This window comes from Trinickia sp., from assembly GCF_057351765.1.
In genome coordinates this window covers 20,886-35,767 of the sequence record NZ_JBMRBK010000071.1, presented here as the reverse complement: position 1 = coordinate 35,767, position 14,882 = coordinate 20,886, and the positions used below count along the sequence as shown (strand labels likewise).

The window sequence follows — 14,882 nt, the reverse complement described above, 5'->3', positions numbered from 1 at the left end:
TTTGGAGGAGCATGTCGTCAACATGAAGCCGTCAATCCGTCCCGCCCAGTGGTTCGCCGACCGGCAGCTCAACTTTCTATTGAGCGTCAACGTGCTCGTGGTGCTTGTCGCGGTAGGGTTTTCGCACGGGCAGTTCGTCGGCATCGACAACCTGCAGTCGATGGGCTCGCAGTTGCCCGAGGTCGGCCTGCTCGCGTTCGGCATCATGCTATCGATGCTCTCGGGCAACGGCGGCATCGATCTCTCGGGCGTGGGTCTTGCGAACCTGTCGGGCATGGTCGCCGCACTCGTCGTGCCGCAGTTCGTCAACGGCGACGATTCCCCGGTGCTCTATACCGCGCTCTTTTGCGCGATCGTCGTGACGATGGGGCTTGCGGGGGGCTTTTTGAACGGATTGGTGATTGCTCGTCTGAGGCTCACGCCGATCCTTTGCACGCTTGGCACGCAACTCGTCTTCACGGGTTTGGCCGTGGCGCTGAGCAACGGCGCGTCGGTGCACATCGATTACATCGAGCCGCTTTCGGACATCGGCAACGGCACCTTCTTTCAGGTGCCCATCTCGTTTTGCATCTTTCTCGCCGCGGCGCTCGTGCTGGGCTGGGTGCTCAAGCGCACGCCGTTCGGACTGCGCTTGTATCTGATGGGTACCAACCAGCGCGCCGCGTTCTATGCGGGCGTGCCGAACGCGCGAATGCTGATTGCCACCTATACGCTATGCGGCCTGCTGGCTTCGCTCGCGGGTCTCGTGAGCGTGACGCACACCATGAGCGCGAAGTGGGACTACGGCAACTCGTACCTGCTCATCGCGATTCTGATCGCGGTGATGGGCGGCGTGAATCCCGCGGGCGGGTACGGCCGCGTCGTCTGCGTGTTTTTTGCCGCGACGGTGCTGCAGTTTCTCTCGAGCCTGTTCAACCTCATGAACGTGTCGCAGTTCTTCGGAGACTGTACGTGGGGATTTCTGCTGCTGCTCTCGCTGGCATTTGCGGGCGGCGAACGCGTACGCGCGATTTTCGGCATCGCGCTGCCGCGCGGCGGCAAGACGCCGCCTCGCCCCGGGGGATGAAGACAGCAGGGACGAAGCGGATCGAGCAGTCGGCGAACACCAAGGCCTCGGGCGTTCGCCGCGGTAGCAAGGGGCATCGAGCGAACAATACACAGGAGACACACGGCATGAAACCGATTCGATTGAGCCTCGCGCTCACCGCATGCGCACTCGGCGCCGGCATCGTATTCGCGGCACAAGCGGCGACGAACGAGACGATCGTCACGGTCGTGAAAGTGACCGGCATCAGCTGGTTCAACCGCATGGACGACGGCGTCAAGGAATTCGCCAAGGAAACGGGCGTGAACGCGTACCAGACCGGTCCTGGCCGTGCCGACGCCGCCCAACAGGCAAAGATCATCGAAGACCTGATCGCCAAGAAGGTGAGCGCGCTGGCAGTCGTCCCCTATGATCCGCCGACGCTCGAACCGGTGCTGAAAAAAGCGATGGATCGCGGCATCAAGGTCGTCACGCACGAGGCGGACAACGCCAAGAACACGATGGTCGATCTCGAGGCCTTCGATAACGCCGCGTACGGCGCCGCGCTCAATGACAGGCTCGCCAGCTGCATGAAGAGCGAGGGCAAGTGGGCGACGCTCGTCGGCTCGCTCGGCAGCCGCTCGCAGGTGCAATGGGCCGAAGGCGGCATCGCCGAGGCGAAGGCGAAGTATCCGAAGATGCAACTCGTCGAGCACAACCTCGAAACCAACAACGACGGCACGCGTGCCTACGAAGTGGCCAAGGAAGTGCTGCGCAAGCATCCGGACATCAAGGGCTTCCAGGGATCGTCGTCGCTCGACGTGCTCGGCATCGGGCGCGCCGTGGAGGAAGCGGGCCTGCAGGGCAAGGTCTGCGTGTTCGGCACGGGGTTGCCGGCCGAAGCCGGCAAGTACCTCGAAAGCGGCGCGATCAACGGCATTGCGTTCTGGGATCCGAAGCTGGCCGGCGAGGCGATGAACAAGATCGCGAAGATGCTCGTCGATGGCAAGACGTTCAAAGTCGGCGATACGCTGAATCTCGGCATGCCCGGCTATGAGAAAGTCGTCTTCAGCAAGGGGCCGGGCAAGGGCCTCATCGCACGCGGCCAGGGTTGGGTGAGCGTCGACAAGACGAACTACAAGCAATACAACTTCTGATCGGCGCGTGAGACGCGCGCCCGGCAGTAGCAGCCGGGCGCGCTTCGTCGTTTCGATTGCGAGCGGGATCACGATGAATGAGCACCAGGCCAGCGAGCCGTTGTTGCAAGTCGTAGGCGTACACAAGCGCTTCACCGGTGTGCATGCGCTGCGCGGGGTGACGCTTTCGTTCGCGCGCGGCCAGATCTATCACCTGTTGGGCGAAAACGGTTGCGGCAAAAGCACGCTCATCAAGATCATCTCGGGGGCGCAGCCGCCCGACGAAGGCGAGCTCGTGATCGAAGGCGCGCGCTATGCGCGGCTTTCGCCGTTGCAGGCGCTCGCGGCCGGTATCGAAACCGTCTATCAGGATCTCTCGCTGCTGCCGAATCTCAGCGTGGCGGAAAACGTGGCCCTCACGGCCGAACTCGCCGAGCACGATGGCCGGCTCGCCCGCACGTTCGACCGGCGCGTGCTGTTTTCGACGGCGCGGCGCGCGCTCGAAGCAGTGGGTCTGCCGAGCGACGCCGAATTCCAGCGCACGCTGATCGAACAGCTGCCGCTCGCGACGCGACAGCTCGTTGCGATCGCTCGCGCGATCGCGAGCGAAGCGAAGTTCGTCATCATGGACGAGCCGACGACGTCGCTGACGCAAAAGGAAGTCGCCAATCTGATCGAAGTGCTCGAGACGCTGCGCGCGCAAGGCGTCACGGTACTGTTCGTGAGCCACAAGCTCGACGAATGTTTTGCGATCGGCGGCGAGGTCATCGTGATGCGCGACGGGCAGAAGGTCGCGCAAGGCCCGATCGCCGATTACTCGAAGGCGCAGCTCTCGGAACTCATGACGGGGCGCAAGCTTTCGGAAGAGCGCTATCGCGACGCGGCCGACTCGCACGCGGAGGTGGTCCTCGATGTGCAAGAACTGGGGCGGCGCGAGCAGTTTCGTCAGGTCTCGTTCGCGCTGCATCGCGGCGAGATTCTCGGCGTGACCGGTTTGCTCGACTCGGGGCGCAACGAGCTTGCGCGCGCGCTCGCGGGCGTGAGCCCCGCCGATACGGGCACCGTCACGCTCGAGGGCCGGCGCGTGACGCTTTCGACGCCGGCCGATGCCAAGCGGCACCGGATCGGCTATGTACCGGAAGACCGCTTGAGCGAAGGGCTCTTTCTCGACAAGTCGATTCGCGAAAACGTCATCACGGCGATGATTTCGAGCTTGCGCGACCGTTTCGGCCAGATCGACCGCAAGCGCTCGCGCGCATTGGCCGTCGATACGGTCAAGGAACTTCAGATCGCCACGCCCGACATCGACAAGCCTGTGCAGTCGCTCTCGGGCGGCAACCAGCAGCGCGTGCTGATCGGCCGCTGGCTTGCGATCGATCCTCATGTGCTGATCCTGCATGGGCCGACGGTCGGCGTGGACGTCGGATCGAAGGACATCATCTACCGGATCATGCAGCGGCTTTCGCAGCGCGGCATCGGCATCTTGCTGATCAGCGACGATCTGCCGGAGTTGCTGCTCAATTGCGATCGAATCCTGATGATGAAAAAAGGCCGCATTGCGGGGGAATATCGTGCCGAAGGGCTGACCGAGGCGGCGCTGTATCAGGCGCTGTTGGCGGAAGCGGGGCCGGCGCAGGCGGAGCCAGTATGAGCATCAATCAAACGATGAGTACCCCCAACACGAACGCACTGGAGTTGTCCCGCAAGGCGCGGGCGGCGAGCTGGCGTGCGCGCCTCGCACGCAACCCCGAGTGGTTCACTGCCGCGTTGATCGCGGTGACCTGTGTCGTCGTGACCTCGCTCAATCCGCGCTTTTTGCAATGGGCGACGTTGTTCGACATGCTGCATTCGGCTACGACGATGTCGCTGTTCGCGCTCGGCACGCTCGTCGTGCTCGCCTCCGGCGGCATCGACGTGTCGTTCACCGCCATCGGCGCGCTGACGATGTATGCCATTACGAAGGCCGTATTCGCGTGGTGGCCCGACGCGCCGTTTGCGTTGATCCTGGTGACAGGCGCTATCGGCGGCGTGCTGCTCGGGTTGCTCAACGGCGTACTCGTCTATCGGTTGAAGGCGCCGTCGCTGATCGTGACGATCGGCACGCAGTATCTTTACCGCGGTGTCTTGCTGACTTTCGTCGGCACGACGTTCTTCATGAACATTCCGCACAGCATGGACCGCTTCGGCCGCATACCGCTCATTGCCTATCGGACGGCCGACGGATTGCACGCGGTGCTGCCGATCTCGGTGATCGCGCTGGTCGTTGCGGCGCTCGCGACGTGGTGGCTGCTCAACCGGACGATGATGGGGCGAGCGGTCTATGCGATGGGCGGGAGCCTCGCCATTGCCGAGCGGCTCGGCTACAACCTGCGGGCCGTGCATCTGTTCGTGTTCGGCTATACGGGTTTTCTTGCGGGCATCGCCGGCATTCTGCACGTATCGAACAATCGGATTGCGAATCCGTTCGACCTCGTAGGCTCCGAGCTCGATGTGATCGCGGCGGTCATTCTCGGCGGTGCCCGCATCACGGGCGGCAGCGGTACGGTCATCGGGACGCTGCTCGGCGTCGTGCTCGTGACGCTCATCAACAATGTGCTGATTCTGATTGGCGTGCCGAGTACGTGGCAGAAGGTCATCGTCGGCGCGTTCATCCTGATCGCCGGGACGCTTTTCGTACTGCGCCGGCGCGGTTGACGGGACGCGGTGCGCGGCGTCCCGCTCACCGCATGCGTCAAGCCTTGCGCTTGCGCAGCGTCTGGCCTTTTTCCGTGATGATCGAATCGAAATCGCCGAGCTGCGAAAAGCGCACGGCTTTGACGATACCGAATTTGCTCGAATCGGCCACGAGGTGCCGCTCGACCGCGTTATCCATCGCCGCTTGCTTCAGCGCGACTTCATGGAAATTCCAGCAGGTGACCCCGCGCGTCTCATCGATGCCGCCTGCCGAAATGAATGCCTTGTTGATCCCCATGCGGCGCAGCATCTCCAGACTTTCGTCACCCGTGAACGAGTCGGAGGAGGGCACGTAGACGCCGCCCAGAAGGATCATGCGTACGTTCGGCATGCGCCGCAGAATCTCGGCAACGTTGAGCGAATAGCAGACGACGGTAATGTGCATCGTGGCCGGTATCAGCCGGGCGAGCGAAGTCAGTGTCGTGCCGCAATCGATGAAGATCGTCTCGTGATCGGCGATCAGCACGGCCGCATGCGCCGAAGCTTGTGCCTTGGCTTGGGCGAAGTGGTCCTTTTCCTGTTCGAGCGAGTAGCCCGCCGCATTCGGCACGTTGACCGCACTGACGATATAGCCGCCGAGATAGGTAAAGCGCTCGGGATTCGCGGCAATATCGCGACGCACCGTCATTTCGGAAACGCCGAGCAGCGAAGCTGCGTCGCGCAGACGCATGACATTGTGCTTGGCGAGCGCGTCGGCGAGCGAGCGCAGGCGTTCGGTCTTGAGCATAGGAGCGTGGGTCTGGGCCGCTGCCGTCGTATTCGTCATGGGCACCGATAACAGGGCGTTATTTTTATATCGGCGGTATGAGCGAATTATAACAATTACGAGCGAGAGTTGGCAGGCAACGGGGGCGGAGGGACGTCGTTCGCTCGGCAGCGGCCGCTATCTCAGCGACCGCTGCCGGTCGACCTGCGGTTCAGGGTGCTGCGATGACATCCGTGGGATTGGCCGTGGTCGTATTGGTCCGCACGAAGAACGGCAAGAACGAGGTTCCCCGCGCGTCGAGTCCTTCGTAGTCGCCCACGAAATACCCTTCCGCGAACGGCGCGAGCTTCAGATCGAACGATCCCGCCAGATGCACTTCATTCCCGAAACTCGCTCCGCCATTGGTCGACGTCGTCTGCCAATAGTCGGTCGGTAGCGTCGTCGTGTTGCCGGCCGCCAAATTGCGCAAGTCGTAATACGTCACGGCGACGGTGCCCGACGAATTGACGCGGACCGCCGGGTTGAACGCGAGCCGCCCCGTCGGCGTATTCACGCGCGCGGGAGCGCTCCATGTTGCGCCGCCATCGGTCGATGTCGAGATCGCGATCTCGTCGTACTGCCCGCCGCTGAAGCGCGCGTCTTGCCAGACGACGTAAAGCTGACCCGTCGCCGGATCGATCGCCGGCTCGGGGATGATATCGCCCGTGCGCAACGGCTCGTTCGTGTTCGGATCGACGACGTCCACCGTGCGCAGATCGGCAATGAGTCGCGGCTTCGTCCACGTCGCGCCATCATCGGTCGACTTGATGAACGCGACGTTATACGGGGTGCCGTTCGAAGGCGAGGTAATCAGATCGAAGAAATCATAGAGCGTGCCGTTGCGTGGATCGACGACGATCTGGTTGCCGATCGTCTGTTGCCGCGACGGCACCGTGACGATCTGGGCAGGTGAACTCCAGGTGAGTCCGCCGTCCACCGTCTTCGAAAAGAGCGCTGGCCCGCGATAGGCCCTCGTATGCAAGTTCGCGTACGGATTGCCGTTGGGCAGTTCGAGCCGATCCCATACGGCGTAGGCCACGCCGGCTTTCGTCGGATTGGCCGTGACCGACTCTTTGTCGTTGAAAAATTGCAGCGACGGCTCGTTATCGGCAATGATCACGCTCAGATTGCCCCATGTCTTTCCGCCATCTTTAGAAACGGCCGCGGCGACTGCATTATTGTTGTTCGATTGATTGAACGAGATCGACACGCTATAAGCCGTTCCGTCGGGACCGATGGAAACCCACGGATCGGACGCGCGCTCGTAGCCCAGGCCGCCGGCGCAGGCGGAGAACGGAAGATTCGTCTGCGCCCAGGTTTGGCCGCCGTCGAACGAATAACCGGCGACGAGGCCGCGCGCACCGCCATTGGACCAGCGGTCCTGTTGCCAGGCACCGATCACATTCGACGGATTGGCCGGATTGACCGCCACCCAGGGTTCCACTTCAGCGTTGACGTAGCTGGTGCCCGGGCCACCGATCGTGCACGAGGCGAATGGACTCGGGCCGGATACCACCACCGGATCGACGGTTGCCGCCGTGGCCGCAGCCGAGGCCGCCGCCATCACCACCGCAGCCGGAATGGCGCGAATGAACGTACGAGGCTTGTATTTGAGTCGCATGGAAGACACCCCTCTCGATGCGACCCGCGTCAGCCAGCCGGAGGTGCCGCTACAAAAACGCACGACGTGGCAAGTCCTGCGCCCCGTTCGTCCGAGTTTCGACGATTGCATCCTCGGCGTGCCTCACGTCTTTGTGCTTTTTTGCTCGCCAAACACACTACCGCTTCAACTGCCGCAGGGCCGCAAGCGCTGGAAACGCCAGCGCGTCGGTTGCCGCGTCGTCCAGCCACGGCATGAGTGCCGCGACTGGGACGGACCTGCCGTTTCCGTACGAGCCCGACCTCGCGGGGAACGGCAAATGCACTTTAGGTAATCCGCGGACCCCCATCGTGAGATTTTTGTAACAATTCTTGGGGGCGAGAAAAAGGCGGCCAATGAGGCCGCCTACTACGAAGATACGTAAGATCGCGGCTATTGTGGCAGCGTAGGAATCACCCGATCGCCGCGTAGGACTTGTGATAGAGCGTCATGTAGACGGCATTGTGCAATGGTTGCGCGCGCCAGCGCGTCGCCCCATGTCTCGAGGCGCGGGCGGCTGGCCGACCGATGGACGGTCTGGTCAATGCTGCTTCAGACGGCGTTTGTACTCGAGCCGGAAGTTATGCAACAGCGGTTCGGTATACCCGCTCGGCTGCTGCCGGCCTTGCAGCGCGAGTGCGCAAGCGGCCTCGAACGCCACCGACGCGTCATACTCGGGCGCCATCGGCCGGTAGTTCGGATCGCCGGCGTTTTGCTTGTCCACGACGACGGCCATCCGGCGGAACGTTTCCTCGACGAACGATCGGTCGATGACGCCATGATGGAGCCAGTTGGCAATATGCTGGCTCGAGATGCGCAGCGTCGCGCGATCCTCCATCAGGCCGATATTGTGGATGTCAGGCACCTTGGAGCAGCCGACCCCTTGATCGATCCATCGCACGACGTAGCCCAGGATGCCTTGTGCATTGTTTTCGACTTCGTTGCGAAGCTCGTCTTCGGACCACGCGGCTTTTTCGACGACTGGAACGGTCAGTAACCCTTCGAGCAACGCGTCGCGCTCGCTCGCGTAATCGACGCCTTCGAGCGATCGCTGGACGGCCTGCACGTCGACCTCGTGATAGTGCAGCGCATGGAGCGTCGCTGCAGTAGGCGAAGGCACCCATGCCGTATTCGCACCCGCGCGCAGTTGAGCGGCCTTTTGTTCGAGCATGGCGCGCATCAGATCGGGCATCGCCCACATTCCCTTGCCGATTTGCGCGCGACCGCGCAGCCCGCAGGCAATGCCGACGAGTACGTTATGGCGCTCGTACGCGGCGATCCACTTCGAGCTCTTCATATCGCCCTTGCGTAGCATCGGCCCCGCTTCCATGCCGGTATGAATTTCGTCGCCCGTGCGGTCGAGAAAGCCCGTGTTGATGAACGCGACGCGGCCGCTGGCCGCGGCGATGCACGCGGCGAGATTCAGGCTCGTGCGGCGCTCCTCGTCCATGATGCCCATCTTGATCGTATGACGCGGCAAACCGTAGAGGTCTTCCACGCGATCGAACAGCTCGTTGGCGAACGCCACTTCGGCCGGCCCGTGCATCTTCGGCTTGACGATATAGATCGCGCCGGTGCGCGAATTCGTCTTGCGCTGGCGGTCGTGCAGCGCGCACAGCGTGGTCACGACAGCGTCGAGGATGCCCTCGGGAATCTCGTTTCCGTCGCGATCGAGCACCGCCCCGTTCGTCATCAGATGGCCCACGTTGCGCACGAACAGCAGCGAGCGGCCATGCAGCGCGAGCGTGCCGCCATCGGGCGCGCGATAGCTGCGGTCCGCATTGAGCCGGCGCGTGAACGTGGTGCCGCCCTTCGAGACGGACTCGGTCAGCGTGCCTTGCATCAGGCCGAGCCAGTTGCGATAGAGCAGGACTTTGTCTTCGGCATCGACGGCCGCGACCGAATCCTCGCAATCGATGATCGTCGTGACTGCCGCTTCGAGCACGACGTCCTTGACATGCGCTGGGTCCGTGCGGCCGATGGGTGCGTCGGCATCGATCTGGATTTCGACATGCAGCCCGTTGTGCTTGAGCAGAATGGCGGAAGGCGATTCGGGCTCGCCCTGATAGCCGACGAACCGAGCCGGCTCGGCGAGGGACGTGACGCCCTTGGCCGTTTCCATGCTCAACTGGCCATCCCGTACGGCATAGCGCGTTACATCGCGATGCGAGCCGTTCGCGAGCGGAGCCACCTGATCGAGAAACGTGCGAGCGTATGCAATCACCTTTGCGCCGCGCACGGCGTTATAGGCACCCGAGCGCGTCGCCCCGCCGTCTTCGGGCAGCGCATCGGTGCCGTAGAGGGCATCGTAGAGGCTGCCCCAGCGGGCGTTTGCCGCGTTCAGTGCGTAACGCGCATTCGAAAGGGGCACGACCAGTTGCGGGCCGGCCTGTTCCGAGATCTCCTCGTCGACGCCGGCTGTGTCGATCTGAAAATGCGGCGGCAGCGGCGCGAGATAGCCGATCTGCTCGAGAAACGCGCGGTAGGCCGCGAGATCGCGCACCGGGCCCGGATGCGCGCGGTGCCATTCGTCGAGCGCCGTCTGAAGGCGTTCGCGTTCGGCGACGAGCGCGCGGTTTTTCGGCGCCAACTCGTGCACGAGCGCCGAAAAGCCTTGCCAGAACGCGGCGGCATCGAGGTCCGTGCCGGGCATCGCCTCGTCTTCGATGAAGCGGCTGAGCGCTGGGGCGACGCGCAGCCCGTGATGGTCGATCGGATTGTCCATGGTCGGTCGGTCAGTATGCGGGTTGACTTGCTGATACGTTGAGAAGAGGGAACCGGCTCAGGCTGCGAGGCGCGCGGCGCCGGCCTTGGCGACTTGCGCGTCCTGATCGGACTTGACGCCCGACACGCCGAGCGCGCCGACGCATTGCCCATTCACGAGAATAGGCACGCCGCCTTCGAGCGTGGCGCTGATCGGCGCGCTGAGAAAAGCGACGCGTCCGCCGTTGATCATGTCCTCGTAAAGCTTCGATTCGCGCCGCCCGAGCGCCGCGGTGCGGGCCTTTTCGGTGGCGAGGTAAGCGCTCGATGGCGATGCGCCGTCGAGCCTTACGAGGCCGAGCGGATGGCCGCCGTCGTCGACGAGCGCGATGCTGACGGCCCAGCCATGACGTTGCGCTTCGCTGCGGGCCGCGGCGAGGAGGTCGTCGATTTCGGCAAGACCGAGTACCGGTTTGGTTTGCATGTCGTGTGCTCTCTGGTGGTTCGTCGTTCAGCTTCGTTTTCGCGGTGCGAGAAGCGTGCCGCGAAAACGTGCAGAGAACAATGTACCGCGATCCGGCCCGCGCCGGGTGCGTTGCGGCCCCGCCGCCTCGTGCGGCGGCAGACGAACAAAGGCCGCCGATGCTGTTTCCAGCGTCAGCGGCCTCAACCACCTGCTACATACAGATACTGCGTGCTGCCAAGCGGCCTTGGGCGGAAACTCAGGTGCCCGCGCCGTTCCCCCGGTTCCAGGATGTAACCCCGTGCTGCTGATTGCGATGATCCGAACTGCGAGCTACGAGCGATGCGACTGCGTACTGTCAACTGCGTATTGCCAACCACGTACTTCCAACTGCCGGTGATGCGACTGCGTACTGCCAACTGCCGGTGATGCGACTGCGGCGATACCACTACGTCGGACAAACTTCGTTGGTGCAACTGGTCTTCAGGTACTTTGAATCGCCACACGAGGGGAGCGTGTGGATGGAGCCAACGTCTCGCTCCATGGAAAACAGTGTAGCCCCCGTCGCGGCAATTCAATTGGCCGAAACGAGCGCTCAATCGCGCCCAATTCGATCAATCGATGCGCGAGTGCCCCCGGGTTTGTCCCGATAGGAGCTCGAGGGCAAACTTGTATGATGACCGCATCACCTGATGATGAGCGACGCATCTTATGTCCCGCCCGATGTTCGAGAAGATTCCTGTGCGTGCCTTGAGCGACACCGTCGCGCAGCAATTGCTCAAGCAGATCGAGAAGGGCTCGTTCGCGCGGACCGGGAAACTTCCGACGGAAGCCGTGCTGGCGCAGGAGTTCGGCGTGAGCCGAACCGTTATTCGCGAGGCCGTGTCGCGTCTGAAGAACGAAGGCGTGGTCGAACCGCGCCAGGGCAGTGGGGTGTTCATCGTCGAGCGGGCCGGCATCCGGCCCTTGCGCATCGATTATGCGGAGGCGGTGGAACCGAGCGCCGTCGTGCAAATCCTCGCACTGAGGCGCGCCATTGAAGCGGAAGTCGCCTCCGAGGCTGCGATGCGCCGTACCGCGGCCGATATGGCAGCTATCGATGCAGCCCTCGCAAAAATCGACGCGGCGGGGGCGGAGGGAAATGACGGCGTCGCGGAAGATGTTGCGTTTCACCGTGCCATCGCCGTGGCGACGGGCAATCCGTACTTTCTCAAGACGCTGACGTTCCTCAATCAATACCTGGAAGCGGGCACGGTCGTGACACGTCGCAACGAGGCGCTGCGCGGCGACTTTGCGCGGCAGGTGCGCGAAGAACATGCCGCGATCGTGGCTGCAATCCGTGCTGGCGACCCGATGGCCGCACGCAATGCCGCCTGCACGCACATGTACAACGCCGCTCGGCGGCTGGCAGAAGCCGGAATCTGCCGCTGAGCTTCACGGCGCGTCGTCAAACGGGCGGCGTGCTTTCAATTCCGTAGGACTCCTGATTTTCTGCAGAGGTCGAGCATGTCGAAAAATGTCGGTGTTATTGGGCTGGGTGCCATGGGCCTCGGCGTGGCCCGATCGTTACTGCGCGCCGGGTTCACCGTGTATGGGTGCGACGTGCGCCGCGACGTGCTCGATGCGTTCGCCGCTGAGGGCGGCGTCGCCTGCGCGGACCCGGCGGAACTCGGGCGCCGTTGCGAGGTGGTTTTGACGCTCGTCGTCAATGCCGCACAGACCGATGCAGTGCTCTTCGGCGAGACCGGTGCCGTACCGGCGATGTCGCGCGGCGGTATCGTCATCGCGAGTGCGACCGTGGCACCCGAATATGCCGTTGCGCTCGGCAAGCGTATCGAGGCCGCGGGGCTGCAGATGCTGGATGCGCCCGTGTCCGGCGGCGCCGCGCGGGCCGCATCGGGCGAGATGACGATGATGACGTCGGGGCCGGCCGCCGCGTATGAAGGCTGCAACGACGTACTCGAAGCGATAGCCGCAAAAGTGTATCGGCTGGGCGCGGCGCATGGTATCGGCTCGAAAATCAAGATCGTCAATCAACTGCTGGCGGGCGTCCATATTGCGGCGGCGGCCGAGGCCATGGCACTGGGTCTGCGCGAGGGCGTGGACCCGGAGGCGCTCTACGAGGTCATCACGCATAGCGCCGGCAACTCCTGGATGTTCGAAAACCGCGTGCCGCATATCCTTGCGGGCGATTTCACGCCGCTGTCGGCCGTCGACATCTTCGTGAAGGATCTCGGCCTCGTGCTCGACACCGCGCGGCGGAGCAAATTCCCGTTGCCGCTCTCGGCCGCGGCGCATCAGATGTTCATGATGGCATCGAGCGCCGGCCACGGAGGCGAGGACGATTCGGCCGTCATCAAGGTGTTCCCTGGCATCGACCTGCCGGCGGGCGGACGCCACAACGACAAGGAGGCCGCGCAATGAGCGGGGCACGGCAAGGGCGTGCGCTGCTGGGGTGCATCGCCGACGATTTCACCGGCGCGACGGATCTCGCGAACATGCTCGTACGCGGCGGCATGCGCACGATGCAAACGATCGGCGTACCCGAGACCCCGGAAGTCGCCGCGGCCGCGCGCGGTGCCGACGCACTCGTGGTTGCACTCAAGTCGCGCACGATCGAGGCGGCCGATGCGATCTCTCAGTCGCTCGCCGCACTCGAATGGCTGCGCGCTCAAGGTTGCCGTCAGTTCTTCTTCAAATATTGTTCGACTTTCGATTCGACCGATGCCGGCAACATCGGTCCGGTGGCCGAGGCGCTCCTCGATGCCCTCGCCGATCTGCCCGGCAGCGGTTTGACCATTGCCTGTCCCGCTTTTCCGGAAAACGGACGCACCGTTTATCGAGGACATCTGTTCGTCGCCGATGCGCTCTTGAACGAGTCGGGCATGGAGAACCATCCGCTTACGCCGATGCGCGATCCCAATCTCGTGCGCGTGCTCGAACGGCAAACCCAGGGCAAAGTCGGGCTCGTGCGCTACGACGCGGTTGCGCGCGGCAGCGATGCGGTGCGCGCCGCATTAGCCGCCGAACAGGCCAAAGGCGTGCGCATTGCGATTGCCGATGCGATATCCGACAGCGATCTGCACACGCTGGGCGCCGCATGCATGGATAGGGCACTCGTGACGGGCGGCTCGGGTCTCGCGCTCGGGCTGCCGGAGAACTTTCGCCGCGCGGGGTTGCTGTCAGCGACGTGCGATGCGGGGGCACTGCCGTGCGTCGATGGCGGTGCGGCCGTGCTGGCCGGCAGTGCATCGAAAGCGACGCTTGCGCAAGTGGGGGCGTGGCGGGCGTCGCGTCCCGCTTTTCGCATCGATCCGCTCGCGCTGGCCCGCGGCGAGCCGCTCGTCGAACGGGCGGTGGCTTTCGCACGAGAGCACTCCGAAGCATCGACACCCGAGCCGGTACTCGTCTATGCCACGGCCACACCTGACGAGGTGCGGGCCGCCCAGCATGAACTCGGCGTCGAGCGCGCGGGCGCACTCGTCGAAGCCGCGCTCGCATCGATTGCCCGCGCGCTTCATGCGCTGGGCGTACGCAGGTTCGTCGTCGCAGGCGGCGAAACATCCGGCGCCGTCGTGCAAGCGCTCGGCGTGCGCGCGCTGCGCATCGGCGCGCAAATCGATCCGGGTGTGCCCGCAACGGTCAGCATCGGACCGACCCCGCTCGCGCTGGCGCTCAAGTCGGGCAACTTCGGCAGCGTCGACTTTTTCGAGAAGGCGCTGCGTCAACTCGGCGGAGCGGCGTCATGACGGTCTCGCTCAATTTGCGACAGGCTGAATCCGCGGCGCGCGAAGAGATTTGCGCGACCGGTGCGAGCCTCTACGCGCGCGGCTATACGGTCGGCACGGCGGGGAACATCAGTGCGCGCCTGGACGACGGCTGGCTCATCACGCCGACCGACGCATGCCTCGGACGGCTCGATCCGGCGCGCATCGCCAAGGTCGATTTGGACGGGCACCCCGTTTCGGGAGACAAGCCGTCGAAAACGCTTGCGCTGCATCGTGCGATCTATGCGGCGAGCCCCGCATCGCGCGGCATCGTCCATACGCATTCGACGCACCTCGTGGCACTCACGCTCGCCCGGCCTGAGGCGGGCGGTGTATGGCGCGATGACGACGTACTGCCGCCGATCACGCCGTACTACGTGATGAAAGTGGGCCACGCGCCGCTGATTCGTTACCGCCGCCCTGGCGACAGCGAAGTTGCGCGAGAAGTCGCCGCGCTGGCGGCAACCGTGCGAGCCGTTCTGCTCGAGCGGTTGGGGCCCGTGGTCTGGGAGCGTTCCGTCTCGCACGCTTCGTATGCGCTCGAGGAATTCGAAGAGACAGCGCGGCTGTGGCTCATGGCGACGCCGCGCCCCGAACCGCTCGACGAAACGGCGCTCGACGAATTGCGGCAGACGTTCGGCGCCCACTGGTAGCGCGTTCGACCCATCTCGT

The 14,882-nt window shown here is 63.9% G+C and carries 11 protein-coding genes and 1 pseudogene; 8 read left to right on the top strand and 4 right to left on the bottom strand.

All coding sequences use genetic code 11. The annotated features are described in order from the left end of the window. The first annotated feature begins 22 nt into the window (after nt 1-22). The 4 genes from ACO1XS_RS19170 (at nt 23) to ACO1XS_RS19155 (ending at nt 4,854) form a co-directional block, all read left to right on the top strand. Nucleotides 23-1,066 carry an ABC transporter permease gene (locus ACO1XS_RS19170; RefSeq protein ID WP_331569508.1) on the top strand — a complete coding sequence of 348 codons (1,044 nt, stop codon included), beginning with the start codon at nt 23-25 and terminating at the stop codon, nt 1,064-1,066. 107 nt (nt 1,067-1,173) lie between these two features. Then, complete coding sequence (locus ACO1XS_RS19165) at nt 1,174-2,181, top strand: autoinducer 2 ABC transporter substrate-binding protein (RefSeq protein ID WP_331569506.1); 1,008 nt, start codon at nt 1,174-1,176, stop codon at nt 2,179-2,181. A 73-nt stretch (nt 2,182-2,254) separates the two neighbouring features. Then, nucleotides 2,255-3,811 carry a sugar ABC transporter ATP-binding protein gene (locus ACO1XS_RS19160; protein ID WP_331569504.1) on the top strand — a complete coding sequence of 519 codons (1,557 nt, stop codon included), beginning with the start codon at nt 2,255-2,257 and terminating at the stop codon, nt 3,809-3,811. Next, the gene (locus ACO1XS_RS19155) at nt 3,808-4,854 is read left to right on the top strand and encodes an ABC transporter permease (RefSeq protein ID WP_331569502.1); all 1,047 of its coding nucleotides are present in this window, start codon (nt 3,808-3,810) and stop codon (nt 4,852-4,854) included. The genes ACO1XS_RS19160 and ACO1XS_RS19155 overlap by 4 nt, the downstream gene beginning before the upstream one ends. A 37-nt stretch (nt 4,855-4,891) precedes the next feature. Here ACO1XS_RS19155 and ACO1XS_RS19150 read toward each other — a convergent pair whose 3' ends face one another. From ACO1XS_RS19150 to ACO1XS_RS19135, 4 genes are all read right to left on the bottom strand, one after another. Next, nucleotides 4,892-5,620 (bottom strand): DeoR/GlpR family DNA-binding transcription regulator, encoded by a 729-nt coding sequence (locus tag ACO1XS_RS19150; RefSeq protein ID WP_331569500.1) that lies wholly within the window; start codon nt 5,618-5,620, stop codon nt 4,892-4,894. 190 nt (nt 5,621-5,810) lie between these two features. Then, complete coding sequence (locus ACO1XS_RS19145) at nt 5,811-7,202, bottom strand: sialidase family protein (RefSeq protein ID WP_486391464.1); 1,392 nt, start codon at nt 7,200-7,202, stop codon at nt 5,811-5,813. Between the two features lie 616 nt (nt 7,203-7,818). After that, nucleotides 7,819-10,002 carry a malate synthase G gene (locus ACO1XS_RS19140; RefSeq protein WP_486391433.1) on the bottom strand — a complete coding sequence of 728 codons (2,184 nt, stop codon included), beginning with the start codon at nt 10,000-10,002 and terminating at the stop codon, nt 7,819-7,821. A gap of 57 nt (nt 10,003-10,059) precedes the next feature. Continuing rightward, on the bottom strand, nt 10,060-10,464 hold the full coding sequence (locus tag ACO1XS_RS19135; RefSeq protein WP_331569494.1) for a heme-binding protein: 405 nt from the start codon (nt 10,462-10,464) through the stop codon (nt 10,060-10,062). Nucleotides 10,465-11,166: 702 nt separating this feature from the next. Here ACO1XS_RS19135 and ACO1XS_RS19130 point away from each other — a divergent pair. From ACO1XS_RS19130 to otnC, 4 genes and pseudogenes are all read left to right on the top strand, one after another. After that, a complete protein-coding gene (locus tag ACO1XS_RS19130; RefSeq protein WP_331569663.1) occupies nt 11,167-11,874 on the top strand; it encodes a FadR/GntR family transcriptional regulator in 708 nt (235 codons plus the stop codon). 54 nt (nt 11,875-11,928) lie between these two features. Next, a pseudogene (ltnD, locus tag ACO1XS_RS19125) lies at nt 11,929-12,867 on the top strand (L-threonate dehydrogenase); the annotation flags it as partial. After that, nucleotides 12,864-14,192, top strand: a complete 1,329-nt coding sequence (otnK, locus tag ACO1XS_RS19120) for a 3-oxo-tetronate kinase (RefSeq protein WP_331569492.1) — start codon at nt 12,864-12,866, stop codon at nt 14,190-14,192. The pseudogene ltnD and the gene otnK, both read left to right, overlap by 4 nt. Continuing rightward, complete coding sequence (otnC, locus tag ACO1XS_RS19115; protein WP_331569490.1) at nt 14,189-14,863, top strand: 3-oxo-tetronate 4-phosphate decarboxylase; 675 nt, start codon at nt 14,189-14,191, stop codon at nt 14,861-14,863. Before otnK ends, otnC begins: the two co-directional genes overlap by 4 nt. Nucleotides 14,864-14,882: the final 19 nt, after the last annotated feature.